The organism is Pseudomonas sp. microsymbiont 2 (genome assembly GCF_054788395.1).
Genome location: NZ_CM139112.1, coordinates 4,740,987 through 4,767,119, shown reverse-complemented (window position 1 = coordinate 4,767,119; position 26,133 = coordinate 4,740,987). Strand labels below are relative to the sequence as shown.

The following is a 26,133-nucleotide window of genomic DNA, read 5'->3' as shown; positions in this document are numbered from 1 at the left end:
CGAGCTGGCTTTCGTGGGAGCGGGCTTGCCCCGCGATGAAGGCTACCCGGACCTAGAGGAACTGCTCGGCATAGTGGCAAGCCACCTGCCGCGTGCTCACCTGGCGCAACGCCGGCACTTCCTTGGCGCAACGCTCGGTGGCATGCGGGCAGCGCTTGTGGAACGCGCAGCCATCCGGTGGATTCAACGGGTTGGGCAGCTCACCGGCGATGCGAATCTTCGGCTTCAGCGGATCCGGATGGATCGCCGGGGTCGCCGACAACAGCGCCTGGGTGTACGGGTGCAGCGGCTTCTCGTAGATATCCTCCTTCGGCCCCATCTCCGCCGGCCGCCCCAGGTACATCACCAGCACTTGGTCGGCCACATGGCGTACCACCGCCAGGTTGTGGGAGATGAACACGTAGGCGGTGTTGAACTCCTTCTGCAGGTCCATGAACAGGTTCAGCACCTGGGCCTGGATCGATACGTCCAGCGCCGAGGTTGGTTCGTCCGCCACCAGCACCTTGGGTTGCAGCATCATCGCCCGGGCCAGGGCGATACGCTGGCGCTGGCCGCCGGAGAACATGTGCGGATAGCGCTGGTAATGCTCGGGGCGCAGGCCCACCTGCTCCATCATCTTCTGCACTTTCTCGCGGCGCTCGGTCTTGATCAGCGAGGTGTTGATCAGCAGCGGCTCGGCCAGCTGGTCGCCGATCTTCTGCCGTGGGTTGAGCGAGGCGTAGGGGCTCTGGAACACCATCTGCACGTCGCGGCGCAGTTGCTTGCGCTGGTCCTTGCTGGCGCCCTTGACCTCATGGCCGGCGATCTGCAGCGAGCCGGAGGAGGGTTCCTCGATCAGGGTCAGGGCCCGGGCCAGGGTCGACTTGCCGCAGCCGGACTCACCGACCACGGCCAGGGTCTTGCCGGCCTCCAGTTCGAACGACACGCCATTGAGCGCGCGGACCAGCGCATGGCCCTTGAACAGGCCACGGGAGACTTCGTAGTGGCGGGTCAGCTCACGAGCGGAAAGAACGACGGCCATCACGCCACCTCCTGGTTCAGCGGATAGAAGCAACGCACCAGGCTGTGGGCCTGGGGATCGAGGGCCGGGCGCTGCCGGCGGCAGTTTTCCTGCACGTAAGGGCAGCGCGGCGACAGCAGGCAACCCTGCGGACGGTCATAGCGGCCGGGGACGATACCGGGCAGGGTGGCCAGGCGCTCGGCGCCGATGCTGTGCTCGGGAATGGCCGCCAGCAGCGCCTCGCTGTACGGGTGGGCGGGGATGTCGAACAGCTCCGGCACCTGACCGACTTCGACGGCCTGGCCCGCGTACATCACGCATACGCGCTTGGCGGTCTCGGCGACCACGGCCAGGTCGTGGGTGATGAGAATGAGCGCCATGTTGCGCTCTTTCTGCAGGTTGACCAGCAGCTCCATGATCTGCGCCTGGATGGTCACGTCCAAAGCGGTGGTCGGCTCGTCGGCGATCAGCAGCTTCGGCTCGCCGGCGATGGCCATGGCGATCGCCACGCGCTGGCTCATGCCGCCGGACAGCTGGTGCGGGTAGGCGTCCAGGCGGCTTTCGGCCGCCGGGATCTCGACTTTCTTCAGCAGCTCCAGGGCACGCTGGCGCGCGGCCTTGCCCTTCAGGCCGAGATGCTGGCGCAGTACTTCCTCGATCTGGTAGCCCACGGTGTAGCTGGGGTTGAGCGCGGTCATCGGGTCCTGGAAGACCATGGCGATGTCCTTGCCCACTACCTTGCGGCGCTGGCGGCCGCTTAGCTTGAGCATATCGATGCCGTCGAAGTTGAGCACGTCGGCGGTGATGCGTCCGGGGGCGTCGATCAGGCCCATCAGGGCCATCATGGTGACGGACTTGCCGGAGCCGGACTCGCCGACGATGGCGAGGATCTCGCCGGCATCCACGCTCAGCTCGAGGCCGTCCACCACGGGCACGGCATTGGCGTCGCCGAAGCGCACGTTCAGGTTGTTGATCTGCAACAGTGACATGGCGTTCTCCTCAGGCGGCGTTCTTGAGTTTCGGGTCCAGCGCATCGCGCAGGCCGTCGCCCATCAGGTTGATTGCCAGCACACTGAGCAAGATGGTCAGGCCGGGCAGGCTCACCACCCACCAGGCGCGCTCGATGTAGTCGCGGGCCGAGGCCAGCATGGTGCCCCACTCGGGGGTCGGCGGCTGCACGCCGAGGCCTAGGAAGCCCAGGGCGGCGGCGTCGAGGATCGCCGAGGAGAAGCTCAGGGTGGCCTGGACGATCAGCGGCGCCATGCAGTTGGGCAGCACGGTGACGAACATCAGGCGTGGCAGGCCGGCGCCGGCCAGGCGCGCGGCGGTGACGTAGTCGCGGTTCAGTTCGCCCATCACCGCGGCGCGGGTCAGGCGCACATAGGACGGCAGCGAGACGATGGCGATGGCGATAACGGTGTTGATCAGGCCTGGGCCGAGGATGGCGACGATGGCCACGGCCAGCAGCAGCGAGGGCAGGGCCAGCATCACGTCCATCAGGCGCATGATCGACGGGCCGAGGATCTGCGGGAAGAAGCCGGCCAGCAGGCCCAGCAGGATACCCGGGATCAGCGACATCACCACCGACGACAGGCCGATCAGCAGCGACAGGCGCGAGCCCTGGATCAGGCGTGACAGCAAGTCACGGCCCAGTTCGTCGGTGCCGAGGATGAACTGCCAGGTGCCGCCTTCGAGCCAGACCGGCGGGGTCAGCAGGAAGTCGCGGTACTGCTCGCTGGGGTTGTGCGGTGCCACCCAAGGGGCGAACAGCGCGCAGAACACGATCAGGCACATGAAGGCCAGGCCGGCCACCGCGCCTTTGTTGCGTGAGAAGGCCTGCCAGAACTCTTTGTACGGCGAAGGGTAGAGCAAGCTTTGGTCAACCGCGCTGGGCGGGGTGACGGATTTCGGAATCGGGCTGGTCATGGCGTAGTCCTCAGCGCTGATGACGGATGCGTGGGTTGGCCAGGCCGTAGAGGATGTCCACGACGAAGTTGACCAGGATCACCAGGCAGGCGATCAACAGGATGCCGTTCTGGACCACGGGGTAGTCACGGGCACCGATGGCTTCGATCAGCCATTTGCCGATGCCCGGCCAGGAGAAGATGGTTTCGGTGAGCACGGCGCCGGCCAGCAGCGTGCCGACCTGCAGGCCGAACACGGTCAGCACCGGGATCAGCGCGTTGCGCAGGCCGTGGATGAACACCACGCGCGATGGCGACAGGCCCTTGGCGCGGGCGGTACGGATGTAGTCCTCGCGCAGCACCTCGAGCATCGACGAACGGGTCATCCGGGCGATCACCGCCAGCGGGATGGTGCCCAGCACGATGGCCGGCAGGATCAGGTGCATCACCGCGTCCTTGAACGCGCCTTCCTCGTCGCTGAGCAGGGTGTCGATGAGCATGAAGCCGGTCTTCGGCTCGATGTCGTAGAGCAGGTCGATGCGTCCGGAGACCGGCGTCCAGCCCAGGCTCACGGAGAAGAACATGATCAGGATCAGGCCCCACCAGAAGATCGGCATCGAGTAGCCGGCCAGCGAGATGCCCATCACCCCGTGGTCGAACAGCGAACCGCGCTTGAGCGCGGCGATCACCCCGGCCAGCAGGCCGATCACGCCGGCGAACAGCAGGGCGGCCATGGCCAGCTCCAGGGTCGCCGGGAACAGGGTGAGGAACTCGTTCCATACGCTTTCACGGGTGCGCAGGGATTCGCCCAGGTCGCCCTGGGCAAGCTTGCCGACATAGTCCAGGTACTGGGCCGGCAGCGGTTTGTTCAGGCCCAGGCGCTCCATGGCCTGGGCGTGCATTTCGGGGTCGACCCGGCGTTCGCCCATCATCACTTCGACCGGGTCGCCGGGAATCAGGCGTATGAGCGCGAAGGTCAGCAAGGTGATACCGAAGAAGGTCGGAATCAGCAGGCCCAGGCGTCGGGCAATAAAACTCAACATTGTCGGGGGTACCTCATCAGCCGGTTAACGGCGGTGCCGCCGGGCCCTCGTGAGGCGTCGGCGGCTGTTGTTGTTGTTCTACTTCACCCGGGTAGTGGCGAAGTTGTTGTTGGTCAGTGGGTTGATGACATAGCCCTCGACGTTCTCGCGCATGGCGGTGAACATTTTCGGGTGGGCCATGCTGATCCACGGCTGGTCTTCATCGTACACCGCCAAAGCCTCGTTATAGAGCTTGGCGCGTTCGTCGTTGTCGATCACTTCGCGGGCGCGGGTGATCAGGTCCTGGAATTTCTGGTTGCACCAGCGCGCATAGTTCTCGCCGCTCTTGACCGCATCGCAGCTGAGCATCGGCGTGAGGAAGTTGTCCGGGTCGCCGTTGTCGCCGGCCCAGCCCGCCGATACCAGGTCGGCCTCGCCCTTCTTGGCGCGACGCAGCATCTCGGCCCATTCCATTACGCGGATATCGAGCTTGATGCCGATCTTGGCCAGGTCGGACTGGAGCATTTCGGCCGACAGACGCGGGTTGGGGTTGGTCGGGCCGCCGCCGTTGCGGGTGAACAGGGTGATCACCGTGCCTTCCGGCACGCCGGCTTCCTTGAGCAGGGCGCGGGCCTTGTCGAGGTCGTGGGGCGGATTCTTGTTGTCGGTGTTGTAGCCGATCATGGTCGGCGGGTACGGGTTGACCCCGACCAGCGCGTTGCCCTTGCCGAACAGCTGGTCGACGTGGGTCTGGCGATCGAAGGCCATGTCGATCGCCTTGCGCACGCGCACGTCGCTCAGGTACTTGTGCTGGGTGTTCATCGAGATGTAACCGGTGACCAGCGCCTCGATCTCGGCGACCTTGAGTTTCGGATCGGTCTTGATCCCCGGCACGTCGTCAGGCTTGGGGTACAGGGCGATCTGGCACTCGTTGGCGCGCAGCTTCTGCAGGCGCACGTTGCTGTCGGTGGCGATGGCGAAGATCAGCGCGTCGGCCGGTGGCTTGCCGCGGAAGTAGTCCGGGTTGGCCTTGTAGCGAACCTGGGCATCCTTGCTGTAGCGCTGGAACACGAACGGGCCGGTGCCGATCGGCTTGCTGTTGAGGTCGGAGGTCTTGCCGGCCTTGAGCAACTGGTCGCCATACTCGGCGGAGTAGATCGAGGTGAAGGCCATGGCCAGGTCGCGCAGGAACGGCGCTTCCGGGCGGGTCAGGGTGATCACCACGGTGTGTTCGTCGGTCTTCTCGACCGACTTGAGCAGGTCCTTGAAGGCCATGCTCTCGAAATAGGGGTAGCCGACGCTGGTCTTGTCGTGCCACGGATGGTCTTTCTTCAGTTGGCGGTTCAGGCTCCACAGCACGTCATCGGCGTTGAAGTCGCGCGTGGGGGTGAAGTAGTCGGTGCTGTGGAACTTGACGCCTTCGCGCAGGTGGAAGGTGTAGACCAGCCCGTCGGGGCTGATGTCCCAGCTCGTGGCAAGTGCCGGCTGGATCTCGGTGGTGCCGGGCTTGAAGTCGACCAGGCGGTTGAAGATGGCCTCGGCCGTGGCGTCGGCGGTGACGGCGGTGGTGTACTGGACGATGTCGAAGCCTTCCGGGCTGGCTTCGGTGCACACCACCAGCGGCTTGGCCGCCAGGCTCGATGCGGCGCCCAGGATGACGGCTGCCAGGGCAGCGCGTAGCGGTAGCGATTTCATGGAACCTCCCTGCAGTGCTAGTTCCAGCGTAGCCGCCACGGCCCGTGGGGAGTCGGGCCGTGGCGGCTACGGTCAGAGGATGTTGAACGGAATGGTGGTGACGATGCGCAGCTCGTCGAGGCTGCCGTCGGCCTGGGCCTTGCTGGCACGGTGCGCGGTGTAGGTGGCGCGGATGGTGGTGTCCTTCAGCATGCCGCTCTGTACCGCGTAGCTGGTGCCGATGCCCCACTCGTAGTGGGTTTCGCCGTCCATGCCGTTGACGTCATAGGCGGTGCCTTTGTAGTGGGTGCCATCGATGCCCCAGCCACGGGCGTTGTACAGGTTGAACTTCAGGCCTGGCACGCCGTAGGGCGCCATGTTCAGCACGTAGCTGATCTGCAGCGACTTCTCGTTCGGGCCGTTGAAGTCCGACAGCAGGGAGTTGGCCAGGTAGATGCCGTTGGTTTCATGCAGGTAGTCGAAGTACTCGTTGCCGTTGACCTGCTGCCAGGAGGCGGTGAGCGTGTGGGCCTGGTGGGTCAGGCCGAACGACAGGCTGTAGGTGTCGTTGTCGATCTCGCCCATCTTCTTGCTGCCTTCGTCCACGGTCTTGTAGTAGTTCAGACCGGTGGTCAGGCTCAGTACCGCGCTGTCGCCCAGCACATGGTTGGCGCCGAAGTAGTACTGGTTCCAGAAATCGTCGACTTTGGTGGCGTAGAGGCTGGTGGTCAGGCTCTTGAGCGGCTGGTAGCTGATACCGGCGGTGCTGGCGCGGTCGGTCTCGACGCCGGCGGCGCCGTACTCGCTGCGGAACTTGCTCAGGCTCTGTTCGGTACGCGGCGAGACGCGGTCGAAGGTGCCGAGGTCGAACGACAGGTTCTCGAACTCGGCGCTGTGCAGGAACGCACCCTGGAAGCTCGACGGCAGCGCACGGTTGCCGATGTAGGCGATCATCGGGGTATCGACCGACTGGCGGCCGACGGTCAGGGTCGTGTTGGACACACGGGCCTTGACGTTGCCCAGGCCCATCTTGCTCCACTGGCCGATCGGATCGCCGTCGCTGTGAGTCAGCGTGCGGTTGTTCGGGCCAGCGACGGCTGCGCGCCCCTGCTCGAGGGCGATCGCGTTGTAGGCCGCGGCCTCGACCGCGAAGCCCACGGTGCCTTCGGTGAAGCCCGAGCTGTAGTTGAGGATGGTGCCCTGCACCCAGTTGTCACGGCTGTGGGTGGCGTGGCGGGTGCCGTCGCTCTTGTAGTACTTCCACAGTGGCGCGCGGGTGGCGCGCTCACGGGCGTACCAGTTGCGGGTGGTGCCGGACAGGCTCTGGCCGTCGATGAAGCCTTTGGCCTCGGCCTGTTCGCTGCTGGACTTGAGCGTGATCGGCACGAAGTCCTGGCTGGTGGGTTCGGCTTGAGCAAGGGCGCAGAAAGCGCCGACGGACAAAGCCAGTGCGGTGGTTGTGGTACGAATCAACATGAAAGCTCCCTGATCTTTTTTTAGTTATCACCCGACCTTGTGGGCCGGGTTTGTCACGGTGACGCGGTACTGCAAGTGTTTGCCTTGGGGTCTCCAGGCAAATCCGGGCTGCACGGGAGCGCGGGAGTGGGTCGCACTCCCGGTCGCATGGCGCAGGGTCAATCGATGCTGACGTCGGAGAAAACGTTGCGTCCGAAGGGGCTGACCTTGAAGTCTTTCACGCTGATGCTCAGCGGCTGGTTGACCGTGGAGTGCGCGACCGGGGTGATCGGCACCTGTTGCTTGAGGCGTTGCTGGGCTTGTTCGTAGAGGCTGGTGCGCTGCGCGCGGTCGGTGACCTGCTTGGCTTTCTTGACCAGGTCGTCGTACTGCTTGTCGCACCACAGTGAATAGTTGTTGCTGCCGATGGCGTCACAGCTGAACAGCGTGCCCAGCCAGTTGTCCGGGTCGCCGTTGTCGCCGGTCCAGCCGATCAGGGCGATGTCGTGCTCGCCGTTCTTCATGCGCTTGAGGTATTCGCCCCACTCGTAGCTGACGATGCGCACCTTGAAGCCGAGCTTGCTCCAGTCGGACTGAAGCATTTCGGCCATCAGCTTGGCATTGGGGTTGTAGGGACGCTGCACCGGCATGGCCCACAAGGTGATCTCGGTACCGTCCTTGACCCCGGCCTGCTTGAGCAGCTGCTTGGCTTTTTCCGGGTCGAAGGGCGCGTCCTTGATCGACTTGTCGTAGGACCACTGGGTCGGCGGCATGGCGTTCGACGCGGCCTGGCCGGCGTCCTGGTAGACCGCCTCGATGATCGCCTTCTTGTTCACCGCCATGTCCATGGCCTGGCGCACTTCCAGGCGGTCGAACGGCGGGTGCTGGGTGTTGTAGGCGATGTAGCCGAGGTTGAAGCCGGGCTGGGTCATCACCTGCAGCTTGCCGTCCTGCTTGAGCGCGGGCAGGTCCGCCGGGCGTGGGTGCAGGGTGATCTGGCACTCGTTGCGGCGCAGCTTCTGGATGCGCACCGATGGGTCGACGTTGATCGAGAACACCAGGTTGTCGATCTTCACCCGGTCAGGCGCCCAGTAGTCCTTGTTGCCCTTGAAGCGGATCTGCGAATCCTTCTGGTAGCGCTGGAACACGAACGGGCCGGTGCCGATCGGCTTCTGGTTGATGTCGCTGGCCTTGCCGTTGGCCAACAGGTGCTCGGCGTACTCGGCGGAGAGGATCGAGGCGAAGGCCATGGCGATGTTCTGCAGGAACGCGGCGTCGACCTTGTTGAGGGTGAAGACCACGGTGAGCGGGTCGGTCTTCTCGACCTTGGCGATGTTCTTGTCCAGCCCCATGCTGACGAAGTACGGGAATTCGGTGGGGTAGGCCTTGCGGAAGGGTTGCTCCTTGTCGAGCATGCGGTTGAAGGTGAACAGCACATCGTCGGCGTTGAAGTCGCGGCTGGGCTTGAAGTCCTTGTTGGCGTGGAACTTCACCCCGGGGCGCAGATGGAAGGTGTACTTCAGGCCGTCCTCGGACACTTGCCAGTCGGTGGCCAGGCCCGGCTGCACGGCGGTGCCGCCGCGCTCGAACTCGACCAGGCGGTTGTAGATCGGCTCGGCGGCGTCGTTGTCGGTGGCCGCGGTGTACTGGGCGGTATCGAAGCCCGCCGGGCTACCCTCGGAGCAGAACACCAGGTTGTTGGCGAGGCTCAGGGGGGCCTGGCTCAGCAGGCCGAGGGCAAGCAGGGTGGAACACAGCGTGGTATGGCGCATGGCAGGTCCTTTGTCCGTATAGTCAAGCCGCGACAGGCAAAACGCGGCTGTGGCATCCCGGCCCTGACGATAGAAGCATCAGGATGCGGGAGCCAAGGTTCAGCTACTGGTATGGGGGCGGGAGCATTCCGGCGAGCGTGAAGGAATTACCTTACGTATCGCCCGGTCGTGTCACCGTCCCGCCGCAAACCGCTGCGGCGGGACGATCACGGCCGTTACTTGTCCACGCTGACCCCGTAGAAGGAGTTCAGGCCGAAGGGGCTGATCTTGAAGTCCTTAACCTTCGTGCTCATGGGCTGATACACGGTGGAGTGGGCGATGGGGGTCATCGGCACCTGCTCCTTGAGGAGGTGTTGCGCCTGCTTGTACAGCTCGGTGCGCTTGGCCTGGTCGGAGGTCGCCTTGGCTTGCTTGATCAGGTCGTCGTAGGGCTTGTAGCACCATTTGGAGAAGTTGTTGCCGTCCATCGCGTCGCAGCCGAACAGCGTGCCCAGCCAGTTGTCCGGGTCACCATTGTCGCCGCTCCAGCCAATCAGCATGGCGCCATGCTCGCCGCCCTTGGAGCGCTTGATGTACTCGCCCCATTCGTAGCTGACGATCTTGGCGTTGATGCCGATCTTCTTCCAGTCGGACTGGAGCATCTCGGCCATCAGCTTGGCGTTGGGGTTGTAGGGGCGCTGCACCGGCATGGCCCAGAGGGTGATCTCGGTGCCTTCCTTGATGCCGGCTTCCTTGAGCAGTTGCTTGGCTTTCTCCGGATCGTACTTGGCGTCCTTGATGGTGGTGTCATAGGACCACTGGGTTGGCGGCATGGCATTGACGGCCAGCTGGCCCGCGCCCTGATAGACCGATTCGATGATCTGCGGCTTGTTGACGGCCATGTCCAGCGCCTGGCGGACCTTGAGCTGGGACAGTGGGTTGGCGTCGTTGCTGCCCTTGACCTTGTCCATCACGTTGTAGGCGATGTAGCCGAGGTTGAAACCGGCCTGGTCGGGCATCTGCAGGTTCTTGTCCGCCTTCAGCGGCGCGATGTCGGCCGGGCGCGGGAACAGGGTGACCTGGCACTCGTTCTTCTTGAGTTTCTGCATGCGCACCGAGGCGTCGGTAGTGATGGCGAAGATCAGGTTGTCGATCTTCACGTCCTCGGGGTTCCAGTAGTCCTTGTTGCCCTTGAAACGGATCTGCGCGTCTTTCTGGTACTTGCTGAACACGAACGGGCCGGTGCCGATCGGCTTCTGGTTGATATCGGCTGGCTTGCCCTGCTTGAGCAGCTGGTCGGCGTACTCGGCGGACTGGATCGAGGCGAAGCTCATGGCCAGGTTCTGGATGAACGCGGCATCGACCTCGTTGAGGGTGAACTTCACGGTGTGGTCATCGACCTTCTCGACCTTGGCGATGTTCTTGTCCATGCCCATGTCGGTGAAGTACGGGAATTCGGTGGGGTAGGCTTTGCGGAAGGGGTGGTTCTTGTCGAGCATGCGGTTGAAGGTGAACAGCACGTCGTCGGCGTTGAACGCTCGGGTGGGCTTGAAGTAATCGGTGGTATGGAACTTCACGCCTTCGCGCAGGTGGAAGGTATAGGTCTTGCCGTCGTCAGAAATGTCCCACTTGGTGGCCAAGCCTGGAATCACTGCGGTGCCGCCGCGCTCGAACTGGCTCAGGCGGTTGAACATGGTTTCGGCGGAGGCGTCGAAGTCGGTTCCGGTGGTGTACTGGCCAGGGTCGAAACCGGCCGGGCTGCCTTCGGAGCAGAACACCAGGTTGGTCGCGGCGTGGGCGAGCGGTGAGCCGGCCAGCAAGCCTGCGCTTACCAGGAACGGAATGACTGCGTGTTTGAGCATGGTGGCCTCATTTTTGTCATTTTTCGAATTGAGGCGGCCTCGTGAGCCGACCTGCGGATACTTATGCAGGGGGTGTTCCCAATGCAACACTCAGCAGGATGGTTGACGCCAAAAAAGTGGGACGGACGTACATGGATGTCGCATCCGTATAACTTTGGCGAATGTTGATCGTTTGCGAAGGCAAAGAGAGCGAAATTTTCAGGATATTTCGCACTTTATGTGACAAGCAGATGCACCCAATTGGTGCGTAGGAAGGGTCTGAAACGGCTGTCCGAGACGGTTTTGACCATCTCGGACATTCAAGCGGGTGTCTCAGGGCACCTGCACCTCGATCAGACCGTCGGCGCTCATGCTGACTTCGCTGGTGCCGGCTTCGATATCGGGTGCTGGCGCGGCTTCGTCGGCAGCCCCCTTGGCCATCATCGCCATGGGTGCATTGCGCAGGTACGGACGCGGGTAGCCACTGCTGTTGAGGTTCAGGCTGACCACTTTGTAGCCTTTGCCGCCGAGGGCCTCGGTGGCCAGCTGGGCGCGGGCCTTGAATGCGGCGACGGCGTCCTTGAGCAGTTCATCCTCGTTGGACTTGCGGGTTGCCGGGGCGATGGAGAAGTCCATGCCGCCCATCTTCAGGTCCTGCAGCAGTTCCCCGGTGAGCTTGGACAGGGCCGGGAAGTCGGCGCTTTCCAGGCGCAGCTCGGCGCGTTCGCGCCAGCCGGTGATCTTCTGGCCCTTGGTGTCGTAGATGGGGTAGCTGTTGCGGCTGCCCTGGCTGATCTTCACGTCCTTGACCTGGCGTGCCTGCTGCACGGCCTTGTTCATGGTCTCGGTGATCTCTTTGGCGAGCTTGCCCGGATCGGTGTTCTGCGCTTCGCTGTACAGCGTCACGACCATCAGGTCGCGTGCCACTTCCTTGCTGACTTCGGCGCGCAGCGAAACCTGGTTGTAGCGCGGCTCGTCGGCCGCCAGGGCGGGCAGGCTGGCGAGCATGCCGCAGGACAGGGCAACGGCGGCGGCACCGCGACGGGGAATGTGCATGGTGGAGCTCCTTGGCAGTGAAGGGCGTGGCATCGAGTCCACGCATGGCCGATCAGACCGGAAACAGTGTAGTGGGTTCAAAAGTGCCATCATGAACTTGTGACAAAGTGTGGCGCTTTGCCGCATCGCTGCAGCGAGGCGCCCGGCTTCGGTATACTCCAGCCGATTTTCCTGGAGCACTCATTGGGAGAGCTCATGCTCGCCGCCGTACATCCGTTGTCCGCCACACGTCAGAACCTCTGGCGCCTGACCTTCATCCGTATCCTCGTCCTGGCGGCCCAGGCCGGCTCCGTTGGCGTTGCCTACTGGACCGAGCTGCTGCCGCTGCCGTGGTTCTCGCTGGCGGCGACGCTGGCCCTGTCGTCGCTGCTCTGTGCCTTCACCGCCTTGCGCCTGCGCCTGTCGCTGCCGGTCACCGAGCTCGAGTACGCCTTGCAGCTGGCCTGCGACCTGCTGATCCACAGCGCCCTGCTTTATTACTCGGGCGGCTCGACCAACCCCTTCGTCTCCTATTACCTGGTGCCGCTGGCGATCGCCGCGGTCACCTTGCCGTGGATCTACTCGCTGGTGCTCTCGGGCATCGCGCTGGTGGCCTACAGCCTGCTGCTGGTGCAGTACTATCCGCTGGAAACGCTGCCGCTGGCGCGCGACACCATGCAGGTCTACGGCATGTGGCTGAGCATTGCCCTGGCCGCGGCGGTGATCACCTTCTTCGCCGCGCGCATGGCCGAGGAGCTGCGGCGTCAGGAGAACCTGCGCGCCGAACGCCGTGAGGAAAGCCTGCGCGACGAGCAGTTGCTGGCCGTGGCTACCCAGGCGGCGGGCGCTGCGCATGAGCTGGGCACGCCGTTGGCGACCATGAGCGTGCTGCTCAACGAAATGCGCCAGGATCACGCCGATCCGTTGCTGCAGGAGGATCTGCAGATCCTTCAGGACCAGGTCAAGCTGTGCAAGGAAACCCTGCAGCAGCTGGTGCGCGCCGCCGAGGCCAATCGGCGCCTGGCGATCGTCGAGCAGGATGTCACCGTGTGGCTCGACGAGGCGCTCAACCGCTGGCACTTGATGCGCCCGGAAGCCAGTTACCGCTTCCAGCGCCTGCGCGATGGCGTGGTGCCGCGCCTGACGCCGCCGCCGGACCTGACCCAGGCTCTGCTGAACCTGTTGAACAATGCCGCCGACGCCTGCCCGGACGACCTGCAGGTGCGTCTGGATTGGGACGCCCAGGACATCGTCATCAGCATCCACGACCATGGCCCTGGCGTGCCGCCGGCCATCGCCGAGGCGATCGGCAAACCTTTCATTACCACCAAGGGCAAAGGCTTCGGCCTGGGCCTGTTCTTGAGCAAGGCCAGCGTGACGCGTGCGGGCGGTTCGGTGAAACTCTATAGTCATGAGCAGGGTGGCACCCTGACCGAATTGCGCCTGCCCCATGGCAAGCGAGGAGATGCATGATGAGCGAAGAAAACCAGGTCGAAGGCGAAGAGCTGCCGCACCTGCTGCTGGTGGACGACGACGCCACTTTCACTCGGGTTATGGCTCGGGCCATGGCCCGTCGCGGGTTCCGTGTCAGCACCGCGAGTTCGGCGGAAGAGGGCCTGAAGCTGGCCGAGCAGGACCTGCCGGACTACGCGACGCTGGACCTGAAGATGGAAGGCGACTCGGGCCTGGTGCTGCTGCCCAAGCTGCTGGAGCTGGACCCGGAGATGCGGGTGGTGATCCTGACTGGCTATTCGAGCATCGCCACGGCGGTCGAGGCCGTCAAGCGCGGGGCCTGCAACTACCTGTGCAAGCCGGCGGACGCTGATGACGTGCTGGCGGCGCTGCTCTCGGAGCACACCGACCTGGATACCCTGGTGCCGGAAAACCCGATGTCGGTGGATCGCCTGCAGTGGGAGCACATCCAGCGCGTGCTGGGTGAGCACGAAGGCAACATCTCCGCCACGGCGCGGGCGTTGGGTATGCACCGGCGCACGCTGCAGCGCAAGTTGCAGAAGCGCCCGGTACGGCGCTAGGCAAGCATCGCGGGGCAAGCCCGCTCCGACAGTCTGAACTCAGATTGTGGGAGCGGGCTTGCCCCGCGATGGCGTTCTGCAGCGTTAAACGGTTTTCAATCCAGAGCGGTCAACCCGCACCGCCAGTTGTCCAGCCCCCGATGGCGCCTCGAACGCCACCTGTCCCCCTGCCGGCACTTTCGCCCGGCCAATCACCTTGCCGGCCCGCAGCAATTCCAGCGGCATGCCTTCCATCGACTGGCCCGAAGCCAGTTCCAACTTGATCCTGATTGTCATCGGTGACCTCCTTGTCACGCGTTGCGATCGATATAGAGAGTGGTCTTGCCGTCCAGGCTGGCGATCAGTTCCGGTGAGCCGCCGCGGAACTGGCGGAACAGGTTGCGAGCGCGTTGTTTGCCGTCCGCCAGCACCTGCACGCTGGGGTGGAACTGGTCGGTCAGTTCGGCATAGGCGCTCCACGGGCCGATGTACGACTCGTTGAGCTGGTCGGTGACGCTGAAGGCGTAGCGCACCGCGTTGCCCCGCTGCCAGTTCAGGCCATCGGGCTCGCGGCGCTCCCAGCCGGTGATCGCTGGTGAGGTAGCCGGGGCATCGATGAAGCCGGTGGGCTTGTTCGGCTTGTAGTCCTTGAGCAGCAGGTAGGTGCTCCAGCCCCACCAGTCGCCGATACGGTTGCGGTCGTTGAGGTCATTGACGTCCTTGCGCCGCAGCACGGTCTTGCCGTCCTGGAAGTACAGCGGGGCGAAGTTGCCCGGCACCAGGTCCTGCTCGGTGGCCCGCAGGTCGGGCGCCAGGCGCAGCGCCGCGAAGTCCTTCACCGCTGGCGCGCGACCCTCGGCGAAGGCCTGGAACACTTCATCGGCCGAACGCTGCACGGCGCGGCCGACCTGGCGGCGGTTGGCCACGTCGACGCTATCGAAGTAGCGCTTGTCGCCGTAGGCGCGCCATTGCTCGCCCTCGGCATTGCGCACGGCCAGGCCGTACTTGCTGTCCTCGTCATGCATGAAGCGCGAGATCAGCGAGCCGACATCGCTTGGTGTGACGGTGTCGGCCAGTGCCTTGCGCGGCACCCGCAGGTGACCGGCGGAGAACAGGTCGGTGAGGAAGTGGTCGGCGAAGGCGTTCATCGCGTAGGCCATTTGCAGGTCGCGTTCCTCGCCGCTGGCGCGGGCCTTCAGCGCCTGCTGCAGGGCCGCGGCGTGGCCGGCCTGGTAGGCCAGTAGCGCCCAGGGCCCGAAGTGGTCCCAGTTGCTCGCGGCCAGCTTCAGGTAGCGGCCCAGGGGGAACAGGTCGGAGGCGAAGCTGCCGCCGCCGGTGATGCGGTTCCAGCGTGCCGACAGGCTGTCGCCCAGCGCGTCATAGGCCTCGTGTGGCTGGCGGCCATCCTTGATGGCCTGGTTGGCGGCGGCGATTTCCTCCTGCATCACCGCCAGGATCTGCTCGGCCTCCGCCTTGGCCGCCGGCAGGCGGGCGAGGGAGTCGAAGGCCAGGCCGAAGCGCGCGATCCGCTCGGCGTCGTTGGCGCCATCGGCGATGGGGCGGTCCGGCAGGCCGTAGAAATCCCCCCCGAGGGCGATCACCTGGCCGTAGGTCAGGGTCAGGCCGTTGGGCAGTGGCAGGGGGGACTGGTGAGCGGGGATACCGGGTTGGCCCACTTCATAGCGCAGCAGGGTGTTGTCACCGATGGCTGTGTGTTCGCCGCCTTCGAAGAACAGTTCAGGTCCTTTGCTCGGCTTGCCGTTGGCCGGTGGCGCGGCGAAACGATGGTACTTGAGGGTGTGATGCCCGTGCATGACCAGCACCAGGTGGCTGTCGGGGCCGGGCAGGGTGACGCCCTGTTCCTCGAAAAGCTGATCGAGGTCGGCGACCACCAGCGTGGCCTGGGCCGTCGAGGCCGCAGGCAGTGTTTGCATTCCTGACATGATTTGCTCCTTGCAATGTCGGGATAATCCATTTTTTAACTGTATGTATATACAGTGGTTGTCATCATAATCAGGAAATTTCCTACGTCAAGGTCTCTTTGTGCTGGCAACTGGCACCTGTGGCGGGCGCAAGCCCCCGGCAGTCACGTATGATTGCCCCCCTAACGGCAATTCTCAGGATCGCGTTGCATGCTCGCCCTTCTCATCCAGACACTGAACATCACGGCTCCGGTATTCGCCATGCTGTTCATGGGCGTGCTGCTCAAGCGCATCCGCTTGATCGACGACAACTTCGTCCGGGTCGCCTCCAAGCTGGTGTTCAACGTGTGCATGCCGGCGCTGCTGTTCCTCGGCATCTATCACGCCGACCTGGCGGCGGCGGTGAAGCCTGGGGTGATCCTGTACTTCGTGCTCGCGACCCTGGCGTGCTTCGGCCTGGCCTGGGGCCTGGCGATCTGGCGCTGCCCGCGGGCGGATCGCGGCATCTATACCCAGGGCGCGTTTCGCGGCAACAACGGCGTGATTGGCCTGGCCCTGGCGGCCAGCCTGTATGGCGACTACGGTATTTCCCTCGGCGCGGTGCTGGCCGGGCTGGTGATCCTCATGTACAACTCGCTGTCGGCGGTGGTGCTGGCGGTGTACAGCCCGGACCTGAAGTCCGATCCGTGGAGCATCTGCAAGAGCATTCTCAGCAATCCGCTGATCATCAGCGTGCTAGTGGCCACGCCGATGGCCTACGGCCAGGTGCCGCTGCCCAACTGGCTGCTGACGTCCGGCGACTACCTGGCGCAGATGACCCTGCCACTGGCGCTGATCTGCATCGGTGGCACGCTGTCGCTGGCGGCGCTGCGCGACAGCGGCAGGCTGGCTGTCGACGTCAGCCTGGCGAAGATGGTCTGGCTGCCGCTGCTGGGCACGCTGGGCGCCTGGCTCTGCGGTTTTCGCGGTGCCGAACTGGGCATCCTGTTCCTCTACATCGGCAGCCCCACCGCAGCGGCGAGCTATGTGATGGCGCGCGAGGCCAACGGCAACCATGAGCTGGCGGCGTCGATCATCGTGATCACTACACTGATGGCGGCGATTACCACCAACATCGGGATTTTCTTCTTGCAATGGGGTGGATGGATCTAGTCCATTGCGAGCAAAACCAATAACACTGCCTCACCTAAAGGACACTTCATGCAAGACCAGAGCACGCCCGAGCGCTTGCAGCGCGGGCTGAAGAATCGCCATATCCAGCTGATCGCGCTGGGTGGCGCCATCGGCACCGGGCTGTTCCTGGGCATCGCCCAGACCATCCAGCTGGCCGGCCCCTCGGTACTGCTGGGCTATGCCATCGCTGGCCTGATGGCCTTCCTGATCATGCGCCAGCTGGGCGAGATGGTGGTCGAAGAGCCGGTCGCCGGCAGCTTCAGCCATTTCGCCCACCAGTACTGGAGCGAGTTCGCCGGTTTCGTCTCGGGCTGGAACTACTGGGTGGTCTACGTGCTGGTGGGCATGGCCGAGCTCACAGCGGTGGGTATCTACGTGCAGTACTGGTGGCCGGAATTTCCGACCTGGGCCACGGCAGCGATCTTCTTCGTGGTGATCAACGCCATCAACCTGACCCAGGTGAAGGTGTATGGCGAGATGGAGTTCTGGTTCGCCCTGGTCAAGGTGGTGGCGATCGTCAGCATGATTGGTTTCGGCGCCTGGTTGCTGACCAGTGGTCACGGCGGGCCGGATGCCAGCGTCGCCAACCTGTGGCAGTACGGTGGTTTCTTCCCCAATGGCGTGACCGGATTGATCATGGCCCTGGCGGTGATCATGTTCTCTTTCGGTGGCCTGGAGCTGGTGGGCATCACCGCTGCCGAGGCGGCCAACCCGCGTGAGAGCATTCCGAAGGCGACCAACCAGGTGGTCTATCGCATCCTGATCTTCTATATCGGTGCGCTGGCGGTGTTGCTGTCGCTGTACCCATGGCAGAAAGTGGTGCAGGGCGGTAGCCCGTTCGTGATGATCTTCCACGAGCTGGACAGCGATTTGGTGGCCACGATCCTCAACGTCGTGGTGCTGACCGCCGCGCTGTCGGTCTACAACAGTTGCGTGTACGCCAACAGCCGTATGCTGTTCGGCTTGGCCACGCAGGGTGACGCGCCGCGTCAGCTGCTCAAGGTCAGCCGTCGTGGCGTGCCGCTCGCCGCGCTGGGCGTGTCGGCGTTCGCCACCGGTCTGTGCGTGGTGATCAACTACCTGATGCCGGGCGAGGCCTTCGGTTTGTTGATGGCCCTGGCGGTGTCGGCGCTGGTGATCAACTGGGCGAGCATCAGTATCACTCACTTGAAGTTCCGCAAGGCCAAGCTGGCTGCTGGCATCCAGCCGTTCTATCGCAGCCTGGGGCACCCGCTGACCAACTATCTGTGTCTGGCGTTCATTGTGTTGATTCTGGTGGTGATGTACCTGACGCCGCCGATTCGCATTTCGGTGATGTTGATTCCGGCGTGGATTGCGGTGTTATGGGTGGCGTTCCGAATCAAGAAGGCGCGTCAGGCTTGATTTGATTTATTACGGTTCCAGGATGCCGATGTCTGGTGTCTTGGAACCGTGTAGGTTGGATCTCTCGATCGCGGGTCTGTTTAGTCGACGCATTGCCAACTGTCTAACAATCAAATTCATATTTCTTGATCTTGATCTTGATCTTGATCTTGATCTTGATCTTGATCTTGATCTTGATCTTGATCTTGATCTTGATCTTGATCTTGATCTTGATCTTGATCTTGATCTTGATCTTGATCTTGATCTTGCTTCTAAGCGCGCGATAGTTCAGGCGCCGCCAATTGCGACTTCAGGAGGCCGAGCGGAGTTCTTGCGGAGGGAGGTGACGGGCATGGATGCCCGTCAAGCGCTGCGCCCCAGGATGGGGCGTTCAGCGCGGTCCTCCCGGGAGCAAGAACGGAGCGAGGGAACCCCGGAGCGAAGCGTAGGGGCCGGATGAATGGAGCGAGGATTTTTTGGTGACTTTTTGATCCTTCAAAAAGTTACCCGCCGTAAGGGCGGAAAGGTGACTATGCGTCACCATCGCAAATGAATGCGCATGTAACTTTCAAAACAAACTATTTAAAAGTCAAAGTCAAAGTCAAAGTCAAAGTCAAAGTCGGTCGGCGTCGGTTTTTATAGTTGTAAGCTCATTCATTTGCGATGTCGACGCATAGTCACCTTTCCGCCCTTACGGCGGGTCACTTTTTGTCAAACGCGACAAAAAGTAACCAAAAAACGCTGCGCTCCATTCATCCGGCCCTGCGCTTCGCTCCGGGTTCCCTCACTCCGGCCTTGCTCCCGGGAGGACCGCGCTGAACGGCCCATCCTGGGCCGCAGCGCTTGACGGGCATCCATGCCCGTCACCTCCCTCCGCAAGGCCTGCGTTCGGCCTCCTGAAGTCGCGAAGGTACGGGCGGCGCCTGGTCTGATGCAGCTGACGCTAGTTGCAGCTGTGTGATCTCAAGGTCGCCTTCGCGGGCAAGCCCGCTCCCACAGGGTCATATATATCCATGTGGGAGCGGGCTTGCCCGCGAAAGGGTCAGAGCAACCCATATTTGGATCACCCACATGGTTTACACATGTAGTTCACTCACATAGGTAACAGTCACGAGGCCAGGGCGCCTGCCCTCATCCGCAAGGCCTGCGTTCGGCCTCCTGAAGTCGCGAAGGTACGGGCGGCGCCTGGTCTGATGCAGCTGTCGCTAGTTGCAGCTGTGTGATCTCAAGGTCGTCTTCGCGGGCAAGCCCGCTCCCACAGGGTCATATATATCCATGTGGGAGCGGGCTTGCCCGCGAAAGAATATTTGGATCACCCACATGGGTTGCACAGTAGTTCACTCACATGGGTAACAGTCACGAGGCCAGGGCGCATGCCCTTAGTCCGTGGAACTCGCCTGATAGCTATCGATGACTTCCTGCGCCGCGCGAAACGCATCGATCGCCGCCGGCACTCCGGCATACACCGCGCAATGCAGCAGCGCCTCGCGGATCTCCTCGACGGTGCAGCCGTTGTTAAGCGCCCCACGCACGTGCCCCTTGAGTTCCTGCGGGCACTTGAGCGCGGTCAGGGTGGCCAGGGTGATCAGGCTGCGGGTCTTCAGCGCCAGCCCGTCACGGGCCCAGACGCTGCCCCAGGCATGTTCGTTGACGAAATCCTGTAGCGGTTGGGTGAACGCGGTCGCGTTGCCCAGGGCGCGATCGACGAAGGCATCGCCCATCACCTGGCGGCGAATGCTCTCGCCGGTCTGTTTCGTGTCAGCCATGTTGTTTTCCTTAGTGTTGGCGGCGCCAGGCGCGGATCGTGGTGTACAGCAGCACGACCCCGAGCACAGGCATCACATAGAACAGCATCAGTCGTTCAAGGCGCCCGGCCAGCGGCATGCCGGTGGTGAAGGCCACCACGTGCAGGCCGTAGGCCAGGTACAGGCACAGGAACACCAGGCCTTCGGCGCGAGTGACGCGGTAACCGGAATAGAACACCGGCAGGCACAGGGCGGCGACGCCGAGCATCACCGGCAGGTCGAAGTCCAGGGCGTTGGGCGAGATGGACAGGGGCTCGGGGGTGATCATTGCCGTGAACCCCAGCACCGCCAGCAGGTTGAACAGGTTGCTGCCGATCACCGTGCCCACCGCGATCTCCCGCTCGCCGCGCAGGGCCGCGATCAACGCGGCGGCAAGCTCCGGAAGCGAGGTGCACACGGCAACCACGGTCAGGCCGATGATGCGCTCGGACAGGCCCAGATCGGTCGCCACCTCGACTACAGCTTCAAGCAGCAGGTGACCGGCGAGGCTCAGAAGGCTCAGGCCCACGACAATCTGTAGCACCGTGCTGCTCCAGAACCGCAGCGCGCTGGCGTGCGTGGTACTCGGCGCGGGGTAGGTGCGGGCGTAGTGGCGGGATTGATGCCAGAGCATGGCCAGGTAGCCCAGCAGGCCGAGCAGCAGCAGACCACCCTCCAGACGTCCAAGCTGGCCGTTGAGCGCGAGCAGGTATACCAGCGCACTGGCCAGGATCATCAACGGGATATCCAGACGCACCAGCTGACGCGACACGCGCAGTGGAATGATCAGCGCCGCCAGGCCGAGAATCACCAGCACGTTGAAGATGTTGCTGCCGACGACACTGCCGACGGCCACGTCCGGGGCGCCCTGGTAGGCGGCCTGCAGGCTCACGGTCAACTGTGGCGCGGTGCTGCCGAAGGCTACCAGGCTCAGGCCGATGATCAGTGGGCGCACATGCAGTCGGGTGGCCAGGCGCAGGGCGGCGCGCACCAGCAGTTCGGCGCCGATGATCAGCAGCAGCAGGCCCAGGCCCAGTCGCAGTAGGCTGAAGGTGGGAAGGGTGGCCAGGTCGAAAATGGCGAAGGCTCCAGTCAGGTCAGTCGCTCAGACCTTGTACCCGGACTCGCGCGGTTCCGCTACGGAGCATGCCGATTTTTTCCGCGGCGGCGCGTGACAGGTCGATCAACCGGCCACGAGTATGCGGGCCGCGGTCGTTGATGCGCACCACGACGCTACGCTGGTTGGCGAGATTGGTGACCAGTACCCGGCTGCCGAAGGGCAGGCTGCGGTGGGCGGCGGTGAGGCCGTGCTGGTTGAAGGGCTCGCCGCTGGCGGTGCGTTTGCCGTGGTGGCGGGCGCCGTAGTAGGAGGCGGTGCCGGTCTGGTCGTAGCCGCGGGGGTCGAGGTCATGGCTGGCGCAGCCGGCCAGCAGGGCGAAGAGGGTGAAGGTGGTGAGGGAACGCTTGATCAAGTCGAATGCTCCGGTGCTGCCCTTCGCGGGTAAACCCGCTCCCACAGGTCCCGTGCCGTTCCAAAAGGGCAGCACAGTACCTGTGGGAGCGGGTTTACCCGCGAGCGAGGGCGAAGCCCTCGCAAGGCTACGGGGGTAAAACAATCACCCTTCGAGCTTGGCCTTGAGCAATTGGTTCACTTGCCCCGGGTTGGCCTTGCCTTTCGATGCCTTCATCGCCTGACCGACGAAGAAGCCAAACATCTTGCCGCGCTTGGCCTCGTCGGCGGCGCGGTACTGTTCGACCTGTTCGGCGTTGGCGGCGAGCATCTCGTCGAGCATCTTGTCGATCGCGCCGGTGTCGGTGACCTGCTTGAGACCTTTGCTTTCGATGATGCCGTCGGCATCGCCTTCACCGGCGGCCATGGCCTCGAACACGGTCTTGGCGATCTTGCCGCTGATCGTGTTGTCACGGATGCGCAGCAGCATGCCGCCGAGGTGCTCGGCGCTGACCGGCGACTGGTCGATGTCCAGCCCCAGCTTGTTCAGCAGGCTGCCCAGTTCGACCATGACCCAGTTGGCGGCCAGCTTGGCGTCGCCGCCGATCTTCACCACCTGCTCGAAGTAGTCAGCCTGTTCGCGGCTGGAGGCCAGCACGTTGGCGTCGTAGGCCGACAGGCCGTACTGGCTCTGGAAGCGCTCGACCTTCTGCGTGGGCAGCTCCGGCAGGGCGGCGCGCACGGTCTCGAGGAAGCTCGGCTCGATCACCACCGGCAGCAGGTCCGGGTCGGGGAAGTAACGGTAGTCGTTGGCTTCCTCCTTGCTGCGCATCGAACGGGTCTCGTCCTTGTTCGGGTCGTACAGGCGAGTTTCCTGCACCACCGTGCCGCCGTCCTCGATCAGGTCGATCTGGCGCTGGACCTCGTAGTTGATCGCCTTTTCGACGAAACGGAACGAGTTGACGTTCTTGATCTCGCAGCGGGTGCCGAACTCGGCCTGGCCTTTCGGGCGCACCGAGACGTTGCAGTCGCAGCGCAGCGAGCCTTCGGCCATGTTGCCGTCGCAGATGCCCAGGTAGCGCACCAGGGCGTGGATCGCCTTGACGTAGGCCACGGCCTCCTTGGCGCTGCGCATGTCCGGCTCGGAGACGATCTCCAGCAGCGGGGTGCCGGCGCGGTTCAGGTCGATGCCGCTGGCGCCGTTGAAGTCTTCGTGCAGGCTTTTGCCGGCGTCTTCTTCAAGGTGCGCGCGGGTCACGCCGATGCGCTTGATGGTGCCGTCTTCCAGGGCGATGTCCAGGTGGCCCTTGCCGACGATCGGCAGGTCCATCTGGCTGATCTGGTAGCCCTTGGGCAGGTCGGGGTAGAAGTAGTTCTTGCGCGCGAATACGTTGCGCGGGCCGATCTCGGCATCGATCGCCAGGCCGAACATGCACGCCATGCGCACGGCTTCCTGGTTGAGCACCGGCAGTACGCCGGGCATGCCAAGGTCAACCAGGCTGGCCTGGGTGTTCGGCTCGGAGCCGAAGGTGGTGGCGCTGCCGGAGAAGATCTTCGACTGGGTGGCGAGCTGGGTATGAATCTCCAGCCCGATCACAACTTCCCATTGCATGTGTGAACTCCTCAGAAGCCGTTGGGGGCGCGGGTGTGCCAGTCGGTGACTTGCTGGTAACGGTGCGCGATGTTGAGCAGGCGGCCTTCCTGGAAGTACGGGGCCAGCAGTTGCACGCCCACCGGCAGGCCGTCGACGAAGCCGGCCGGCATCGACAGGCCCGGCAGGCCCGCCAGGTTGGCGGTGATGGTGTAGACGTCTTCCAGGTAGGCGGCGACCGGGTCGGCGCTCTTGGCGCCAAGCTTCCAGGCCGGGTTCGGCGTGGTCGGGCCGAGGATCACGTCGACGTCGTGGAAGGCGGCCATGAAGTCGTTCTTGACCAGGCGGCGGATCTGCTGGGCCTTGATGTAGTAGGCGTCGTAGTAGCCGGCCGACAGGGCGTAGGTGCCGACCATGATGCGCCGCTGCACTTCCGCGCCGAAACCTTCGCCACGGGAACGTTCGTACAGGTCGATCAGGTTGGTCGGGTTCGCGCAGCGGTGGCCGAAGCGCACGCCGTCGAAGCGCGACAGGTTGGAGGAGGCTTCCGCCGGGGCGATCACGTAGTACGCCGGGATGGCGTGCTGCATGTTAGGCAGGCTGATTTCCTTGACCACAGCGCCGAGCTTTTCCAGCTCCTTGACGCTGGCCTGGACCAGCTCGGCGATGCGCGGGTCGAGGCCGGCGCCGAAGTACTCCTTCGGCAGGCCGATGCGCAGGCCCTGCAGCGAGGCGTTGAGGTTGGCGCTGTAGTCCGGCACCGGCTCATCGACGCTGGTCGAGTCCTTGGCGTCGAAACCGGCCATGCCTTGCAGCAGCAGGGCGCAGTCTTCGGCGGTGCGGGCCAGCGGGCCGCCCTGGTCGAGGCTCGAGGCATAGGCGATCATGCCCCAGCGCGAGACGCGGCCGTAGGTTGGCTTGAGACCGGTGAGGTTGGTCAGTGCCGCCGGCTGGCGGATCGAGCCGCCGGTGTCGGTGCCGGTGGTGGCCGGCAGCAGGCGCGCGGCCACGGCGGCGGCCGAGCCGCCGGACGAACCGCCCGGCACGTGCTCGAGGTTCCACGGGTTCTTCACCGGGCCGTAGTGGCTGGACTCGTTGGCCGAGCCCATGGCGAACTCGTCCATGTTGGTCTTGCCCAGGGTGACCATGCCGGCTTCGGCCAGCTTGGCGACCACGGTGGCGTCATACGGGGCGTTGAAGTTGTCGAGCATCTTCGAGCCGCAGCTGGTGCGCACGCCGTTGGTGCAGAACAGGTCCTTGTGGGCGATCGGCGCGCCCAGCAGCGCGCCGGTTTCACCGGCGGCGCGACGGGCGTCGGCGGCACGCGCCTGCTCCAGGGCCTGCGCCTCGGTGACGGTGATGAAGCTGTTGAGCTGCGGGTCGAGCTGCTTGATGCGCGACAGCAGGGCGCCGGTCAGCTCTTGCGAGGAAAACGATTTGTCGGCGAGACCACGGGCGATCTCGGCCAGGGTGAGTTGATGCATGGCAGGCGCAATCCCTTATTCGATGACTTTCGGAACCAGGTACAGACCGTTCTCGGTCGACGGGGCGACGGCCTGGTAGCGGTCGCGCTGGTTGCTTTCGGTGACTTGGTCGGGGCGCAGGCGCTGGGTGGTCTCCAGCGGGTGGGCGAGCGGTTCGATGCCGGTGGTGTCGACGGCTTGCATCTGGTCGACCAGCCCGAGAATGCTGTTCAGGGCATCGGTGATGCGTGGCAGTTCGCCTTCATTCAGGCCCAGGCGGGCCAGATGGGCGATCTTTTCCACGTCGGAGCGTTGCAGCGCCATGGGGATCTCCGGGAATTCGAGGAACGGAATGGGTCCGTGATGGGGAACATGCCGGGATTCCGGCGGTCAAAGGGCCGCGATCATCGGCAGGCATGCTCGGAAAAACAGCCAATTTAACATATTGGCTCCTTGCCCAAAATCCCTGCCATTGTTAGAGTTTGCCGCACTTTTTTACCCACGCTTTCCCCAGGGTCACTTTCCCATGTTCAAGAAACTGCGTGGCATGTTTTCCAGCGATCTGTCCATCGACCTGGGTACTGCCAACACCCTTATCTACGTGCGTGAGCGCGGTATCGTCCTGAATGAGCCCTCGGTTGTTGCCATCCGTACCCACGGCAACCAGAAAAGCGTCGTCGCAGTCGGTACCGAAGCCAAGCGCATGCTGGGCCGCACCCCCGGCAACATCGCAGCCATTCGTCCGATGAAGGACGGCGTGATCGCCGACTTCAGCGTTTGTGAAAAAATGTTGCAGTATTTCATCAACAAGGTGCACGAAAACAGCTTCCTGCAGCCCAGCCCACGTGTGCTGATCTGCGTGCCGTGCAAGTCGACCCAGGTCGAGCGCCGTGCCATTCGTGAGTCGGCCCTCGGCGCCGGTGCCCGCGAAGTGTTCCTGATCGAAGAACCGATGGCCGCGGCCATCGGTGCCGGCCTGCCGGTCGAAGAGGCCCGTGGCTCGATGGTCGTCGATATCGGCGGCGGCACCACCGAAATCGCCCTGATCTCGCTCAATGGCGTGGTCTACGCCGAGTCCGTGCGCGTTGGCGGCGACCGTTTCGACGAAGCCATCGTCACCTATGTGCGCCGCAACTACGGCAGCCTGATCGGCGAGTCCACCGCCGAGCGCATCAAGCAGGAAATCGGTACCGCCTACCCGGGTGGCGAAGTGCGTGAAGTCGACGTGCGTGGCCGCAACCTGGCCGAGGGCGTGCCGCGCGCCTTCACTCTGAACTCCAACGAAGTGCTCGAAGCCCTGCAGGAGTCGCTGGCGACCATCGTCCAGGCGGTCAAGAGCGCCCTGGAGCAATCGCCGCCGGAGCTGGCCTCGGATATCGCCGAGCGCGGCCTGGTGCTGACCGGCGGTGGCGCGCTGCTGCGCGACCTGGACAAGCTGCTGGCCCAGGAGACCGGCCTGCCGGTGATCGTCGCCGAGGACCCGCTGACCTGCGTCGCCCGCGGCGGTGGTCGTGCCCTGGAAATGATGGACAAGCACGCCATGGACCTGCTCTCCAGCGAGTGATCGCCGGCGAGTCGCGTATCCTCAGGTTTACAGGTGGCACGCACAGTGCTACCTGTATGCGCTGTGCTGGCGCCCCTCCGGGCGCCGTTTTCGTCAATCCGCAAGCAGGCCGGTGCATTGCCCCATGTCC

At 63.9% G+C, this 26,133-nt stretch carries 23 protein-coding genes; 6 read left to right on the top strand and 17 right to left on the bottom strand.

All coding sequences use genetic code 11. The annotated features are described in order from the left end of the window. Positions 1-52: 52 nt before the first annotated feature. From ACYUME_RS21525 to ACYUME_RS21485, 9 genes are all read right to left on the bottom strand, one after another. On the bottom strand, positions 53-1,021 hold the full coding sequence (locus ACYUME_RS21525; protein ID WP_460416770.1) for a peptide ABC transporter ATP-binding protein: 969 nt from the start codon (positions 1,019-1,021) through the stop codon (positions 53-55). Next, positions 1,021-1,989, bottom strand: a complete 969-nt coding sequence (locus tag ACYUME_RS21520; RefSeq protein ID WP_028689621.1) for an ABC transporter ATP-binding protein — start codon at positions 1,987-1,989, stop codon at positions 1,021-1,023. Before ACYUME_RS21520 ends, ACYUME_RS21525 begins: the two co-directional genes overlap by 1 nt. A 10-nt stretch (positions 1,990-1,999) precedes the next feature. Further along, complete coding sequence (locus tag ACYUME_RS21515) at positions 2,000-2,926, bottom strand: ABC transporter permease subunit (protein ID WP_279885308.1); 927 nt, start codon at positions 2,924-2,926, stop codon at positions 2,000-2,002. 10 nt (positions 2,927-2,936) lie between these two features. Next, positions 2,937-3,947: an ABC transporter permease subunit gene (locus ACYUME_RS21510; protein WP_028689623.1), complete on the bottom strand. Its 1,011-nt coding sequence runs from the start codon at positions 3,945-3,947 to the stop codon at positions 2,937-2,939. A 78-nt stretch (positions 3,948-4,025) separates the two neighbouring features. Then, positions 4,026-5,621: an ABC transporter substrate-binding protein gene (locus ACYUME_RS21505; protein WP_460416767.1), complete on the bottom strand. Its 1,596-nt coding sequence runs from the start codon at positions 5,619-5,621 to the stop codon at positions 4,026-4,028. Positions 5,622-5,693: 72 nt separating this feature from the next. Beyond that, positions 5,694-7,076: an OprD family porin gene (locus tag ACYUME_RS21500; protein ID WP_279885315.1), complete on the bottom strand. Its 1,383-nt coding sequence runs from the start codon at positions 7,074-7,076 to the stop codon at positions 5,694-5,696. A 158-nt stretch (positions 7,077-7,234) separates the two neighbouring features. Next, positions 7,235-8,827: an ABC transporter substrate-binding protein gene (locus ACYUME_RS21495; protein WP_460416765.1), complete on the bottom strand. Its 1,593-nt coding sequence runs from the start codon at positions 8,825-8,827 to the stop codon at positions 7,235-7,237. 215 nt (positions 8,828-9,042) lie between these two features. Further along, on the bottom strand, positions 9,043-10,668 hold the full coding sequence (locus tag ACYUME_RS21490; protein WP_279885321.1) for an ABC transporter substrate-binding protein: 1,626 nt from the start codon (positions 10,666-10,668) through the stop codon (positions 9,043-9,045). Between the two features lie 312 nt (positions 10,669-10,980). Then, positions 10,981-11,703, bottom strand: a complete 723-nt coding sequence (locus ACYUME_RS21485) for an SIMPL domain-containing protein (protein ID WP_279885323.1) — start codon at positions 11,701-11,703, stop codon at positions 10,981-10,983. A 195-nt stretch (positions 11,704-11,898) separates the two neighbouring features. On the opposite strand from ACYUME_RS21485, the gene ACYUME_RS21480 reads away from it, so the two are divergent. Continuing rightward, a complete protein-coding gene (locus ACYUME_RS21480) occupies positions 11,899-13,155 on the top strand; it encodes an ATP-binding protein (RefSeq protein WP_279885324.1) in 1,257 nt (418 codons plus the stop codon). Beyond that, positions 13,155-13,715 carry a response regulator transcription factor gene (locus ACYUME_RS21475; RefSeq protein ID WP_044487744.1) on the top strand — a complete coding sequence of 187 codons (561 nt, stop codon included), beginning with the start codon at positions 13,155-13,157 and terminating at the stop codon, positions 13,713-13,715. The genes ACYUME_RS21480 and ACYUME_RS21475 overlap by 1 nt, the downstream gene beginning before the upstream one ends. Positions 13,716-13,799: 84 nt before the next feature. Here ACYUME_RS21475 and ACYUME_RS21470 read toward each other — a convergent pair whose 3' ends face one another. After that, entirely contained in the window at positions 13,800-13,991 is a 192-nt protein-coding gene (locus ACYUME_RS21470; RefSeq protein ID WP_279885330.1) for a hypothetical protein, read from the bottom strand. 14 nt (positions 13,992-14,005) lie between these two features. After that, entirely contained in the window at positions 14,006-15,637 is a 1,632-nt protein-coding gene (locus ACYUME_RS21465) for a phospholipase (RefSeq protein WP_460416762.1), read from the bottom strand. A 189-nt stretch (positions 15,638-15,826) separates the two neighbouring features. On the opposite strand from ACYUME_RS21465, the gene ACYUME_RS21460 reads away from it, so the two are divergent. The 3 genes from ACYUME_RS21460 to ACYUME_RS21450 are packed head-to-tail and all read left to right on the top strand — an operon-like array spanning position 15,827 to position 18,611. After that, positions 15,827-16,768 (top strand): AEC family transporter, encoded by a 942-nt coding sequence (locus ACYUME_RS21460; protein WP_460416760.1) that lies wholly within the window; start codon positions 15,827-15,829, stop codon positions 16,766-16,768. A 48-nt stretch (positions 16,769-16,816) separates the two neighbouring features. Next, positions 16,817-18,172, top strand: a complete 1,356-nt coding sequence (locus ACYUME_RS21455) for an amino acid permease (RefSeq protein ID WP_279885338.1) — start codon at positions 16,817-16,819, stop codon at positions 18,170-18,172. A gap of 55 nt (positions 18,173-18,227) precedes the next feature. Then, complete coding sequence (locus ACYUME_RS21450; RefSeq protein WP_460416758.1) at positions 18,228-18,611, top strand: hypothetical protein; 384 nt, start codon at positions 18,228-18,230, stop codon at positions 18,609-18,611. A 919-nt stretch (positions 18,612-19,530) separates the two neighbouring features. On the opposite strand, the gene ACYUME_RS21445 is transcribed toward ACYUME_RS21450, so the two are convergent. The 6 genes from ACYUME_RS21445 to gatC all read right to left on the bottom strand — a co-directional run bounded on the left by ACYUME_RS21445 (position 19,531) and on the right by gatC (position 24,763). After that, a complete protein-coding gene (locus ACYUME_RS21445) occupies positions 19,531-19,917 on the bottom strand; it encodes a carboxymuconolactone decarboxylase family protein (protein WP_279882027.1) in 387 nt (128 codons plus the stop codon). Positions 19,918-19,927: 10 nt separating this feature from the next. Continuing rightward, a complete protein-coding gene (locus tag ACYUME_RS21440; RefSeq protein WP_279882145.1) occupies positions 19,928-20,971 on the bottom strand; it encodes a calcium/sodium antiporter in 1,044 nt (347 codons plus the stop codon). 61 nt (positions 20,972-21,032) lie between these two features. Continuing rightward, complete coding sequence (locus tag ACYUME_RS21435) at positions 21,033-21,407, bottom strand: septal ring lytic transglycosylase RlpA family protein (RefSeq protein WP_460416756.1); 375 nt, start codon at positions 21,405-21,407, stop codon at positions 21,033-21,035. 144 nt (positions 21,408-21,551) lie between these two features. Beyond that, positions 21,552-22,997, bottom strand: coding sequence for an Asp-tRNA(Asn)/Glu-tRNA(Gln) amidotransferase subunit GatB (gatB, locus tag ACYUME_RS21430; protein ID WP_279882021.1), 1,446 nt, complete (start codon positions 22,995-22,997; stop codon positions 21,552-21,554). An 11-nt stretch (positions 22,998-23,008) separates the two neighbouring features. After that, complete coding sequence (gatA, locus tag ACYUME_RS21425) at positions 23,009-24,460, bottom strand: Asp-tRNA(Asn)/Glu-tRNA(Gln) amidotransferase subunit GatA (RefSeq protein WP_279882019.1); 1,452 nt, start codon at positions 24,458-24,460, stop codon at positions 23,009-23,011. Positions 24,461-24,475: 15 nt separating this feature from the next. Beyond that, positions 24,476-24,763, bottom strand: a complete 288-nt coding sequence (gatC, locus tag ACYUME_RS21420) for an Asp-tRNA(Asn)/Glu-tRNA(Gln) amidotransferase subunit GatC (RefSeq protein WP_134689941.1) — start codon at positions 24,761-24,763, stop codon at positions 24,476-24,478. A gap of 202 nt (positions 24,764-24,965) precedes the next feature. Here gatC and mreB point away from each other — a divergent pair, with 202 nt between their 5' ends. Continuing rightward, positions 24,966-26,003 (top strand): rod shape-determining protein MreB, encoded by a 1,038-nt coding sequence (gene mreB, locus ACYUME_RS21415; protein ID WP_003255163.1) that lies wholly within the window; start codon positions 24,966-24,968, stop codon positions 26,001-26,003. The last annotated feature ends 130 nt before the right edge of the window (positions 26,004-26,133 follow it).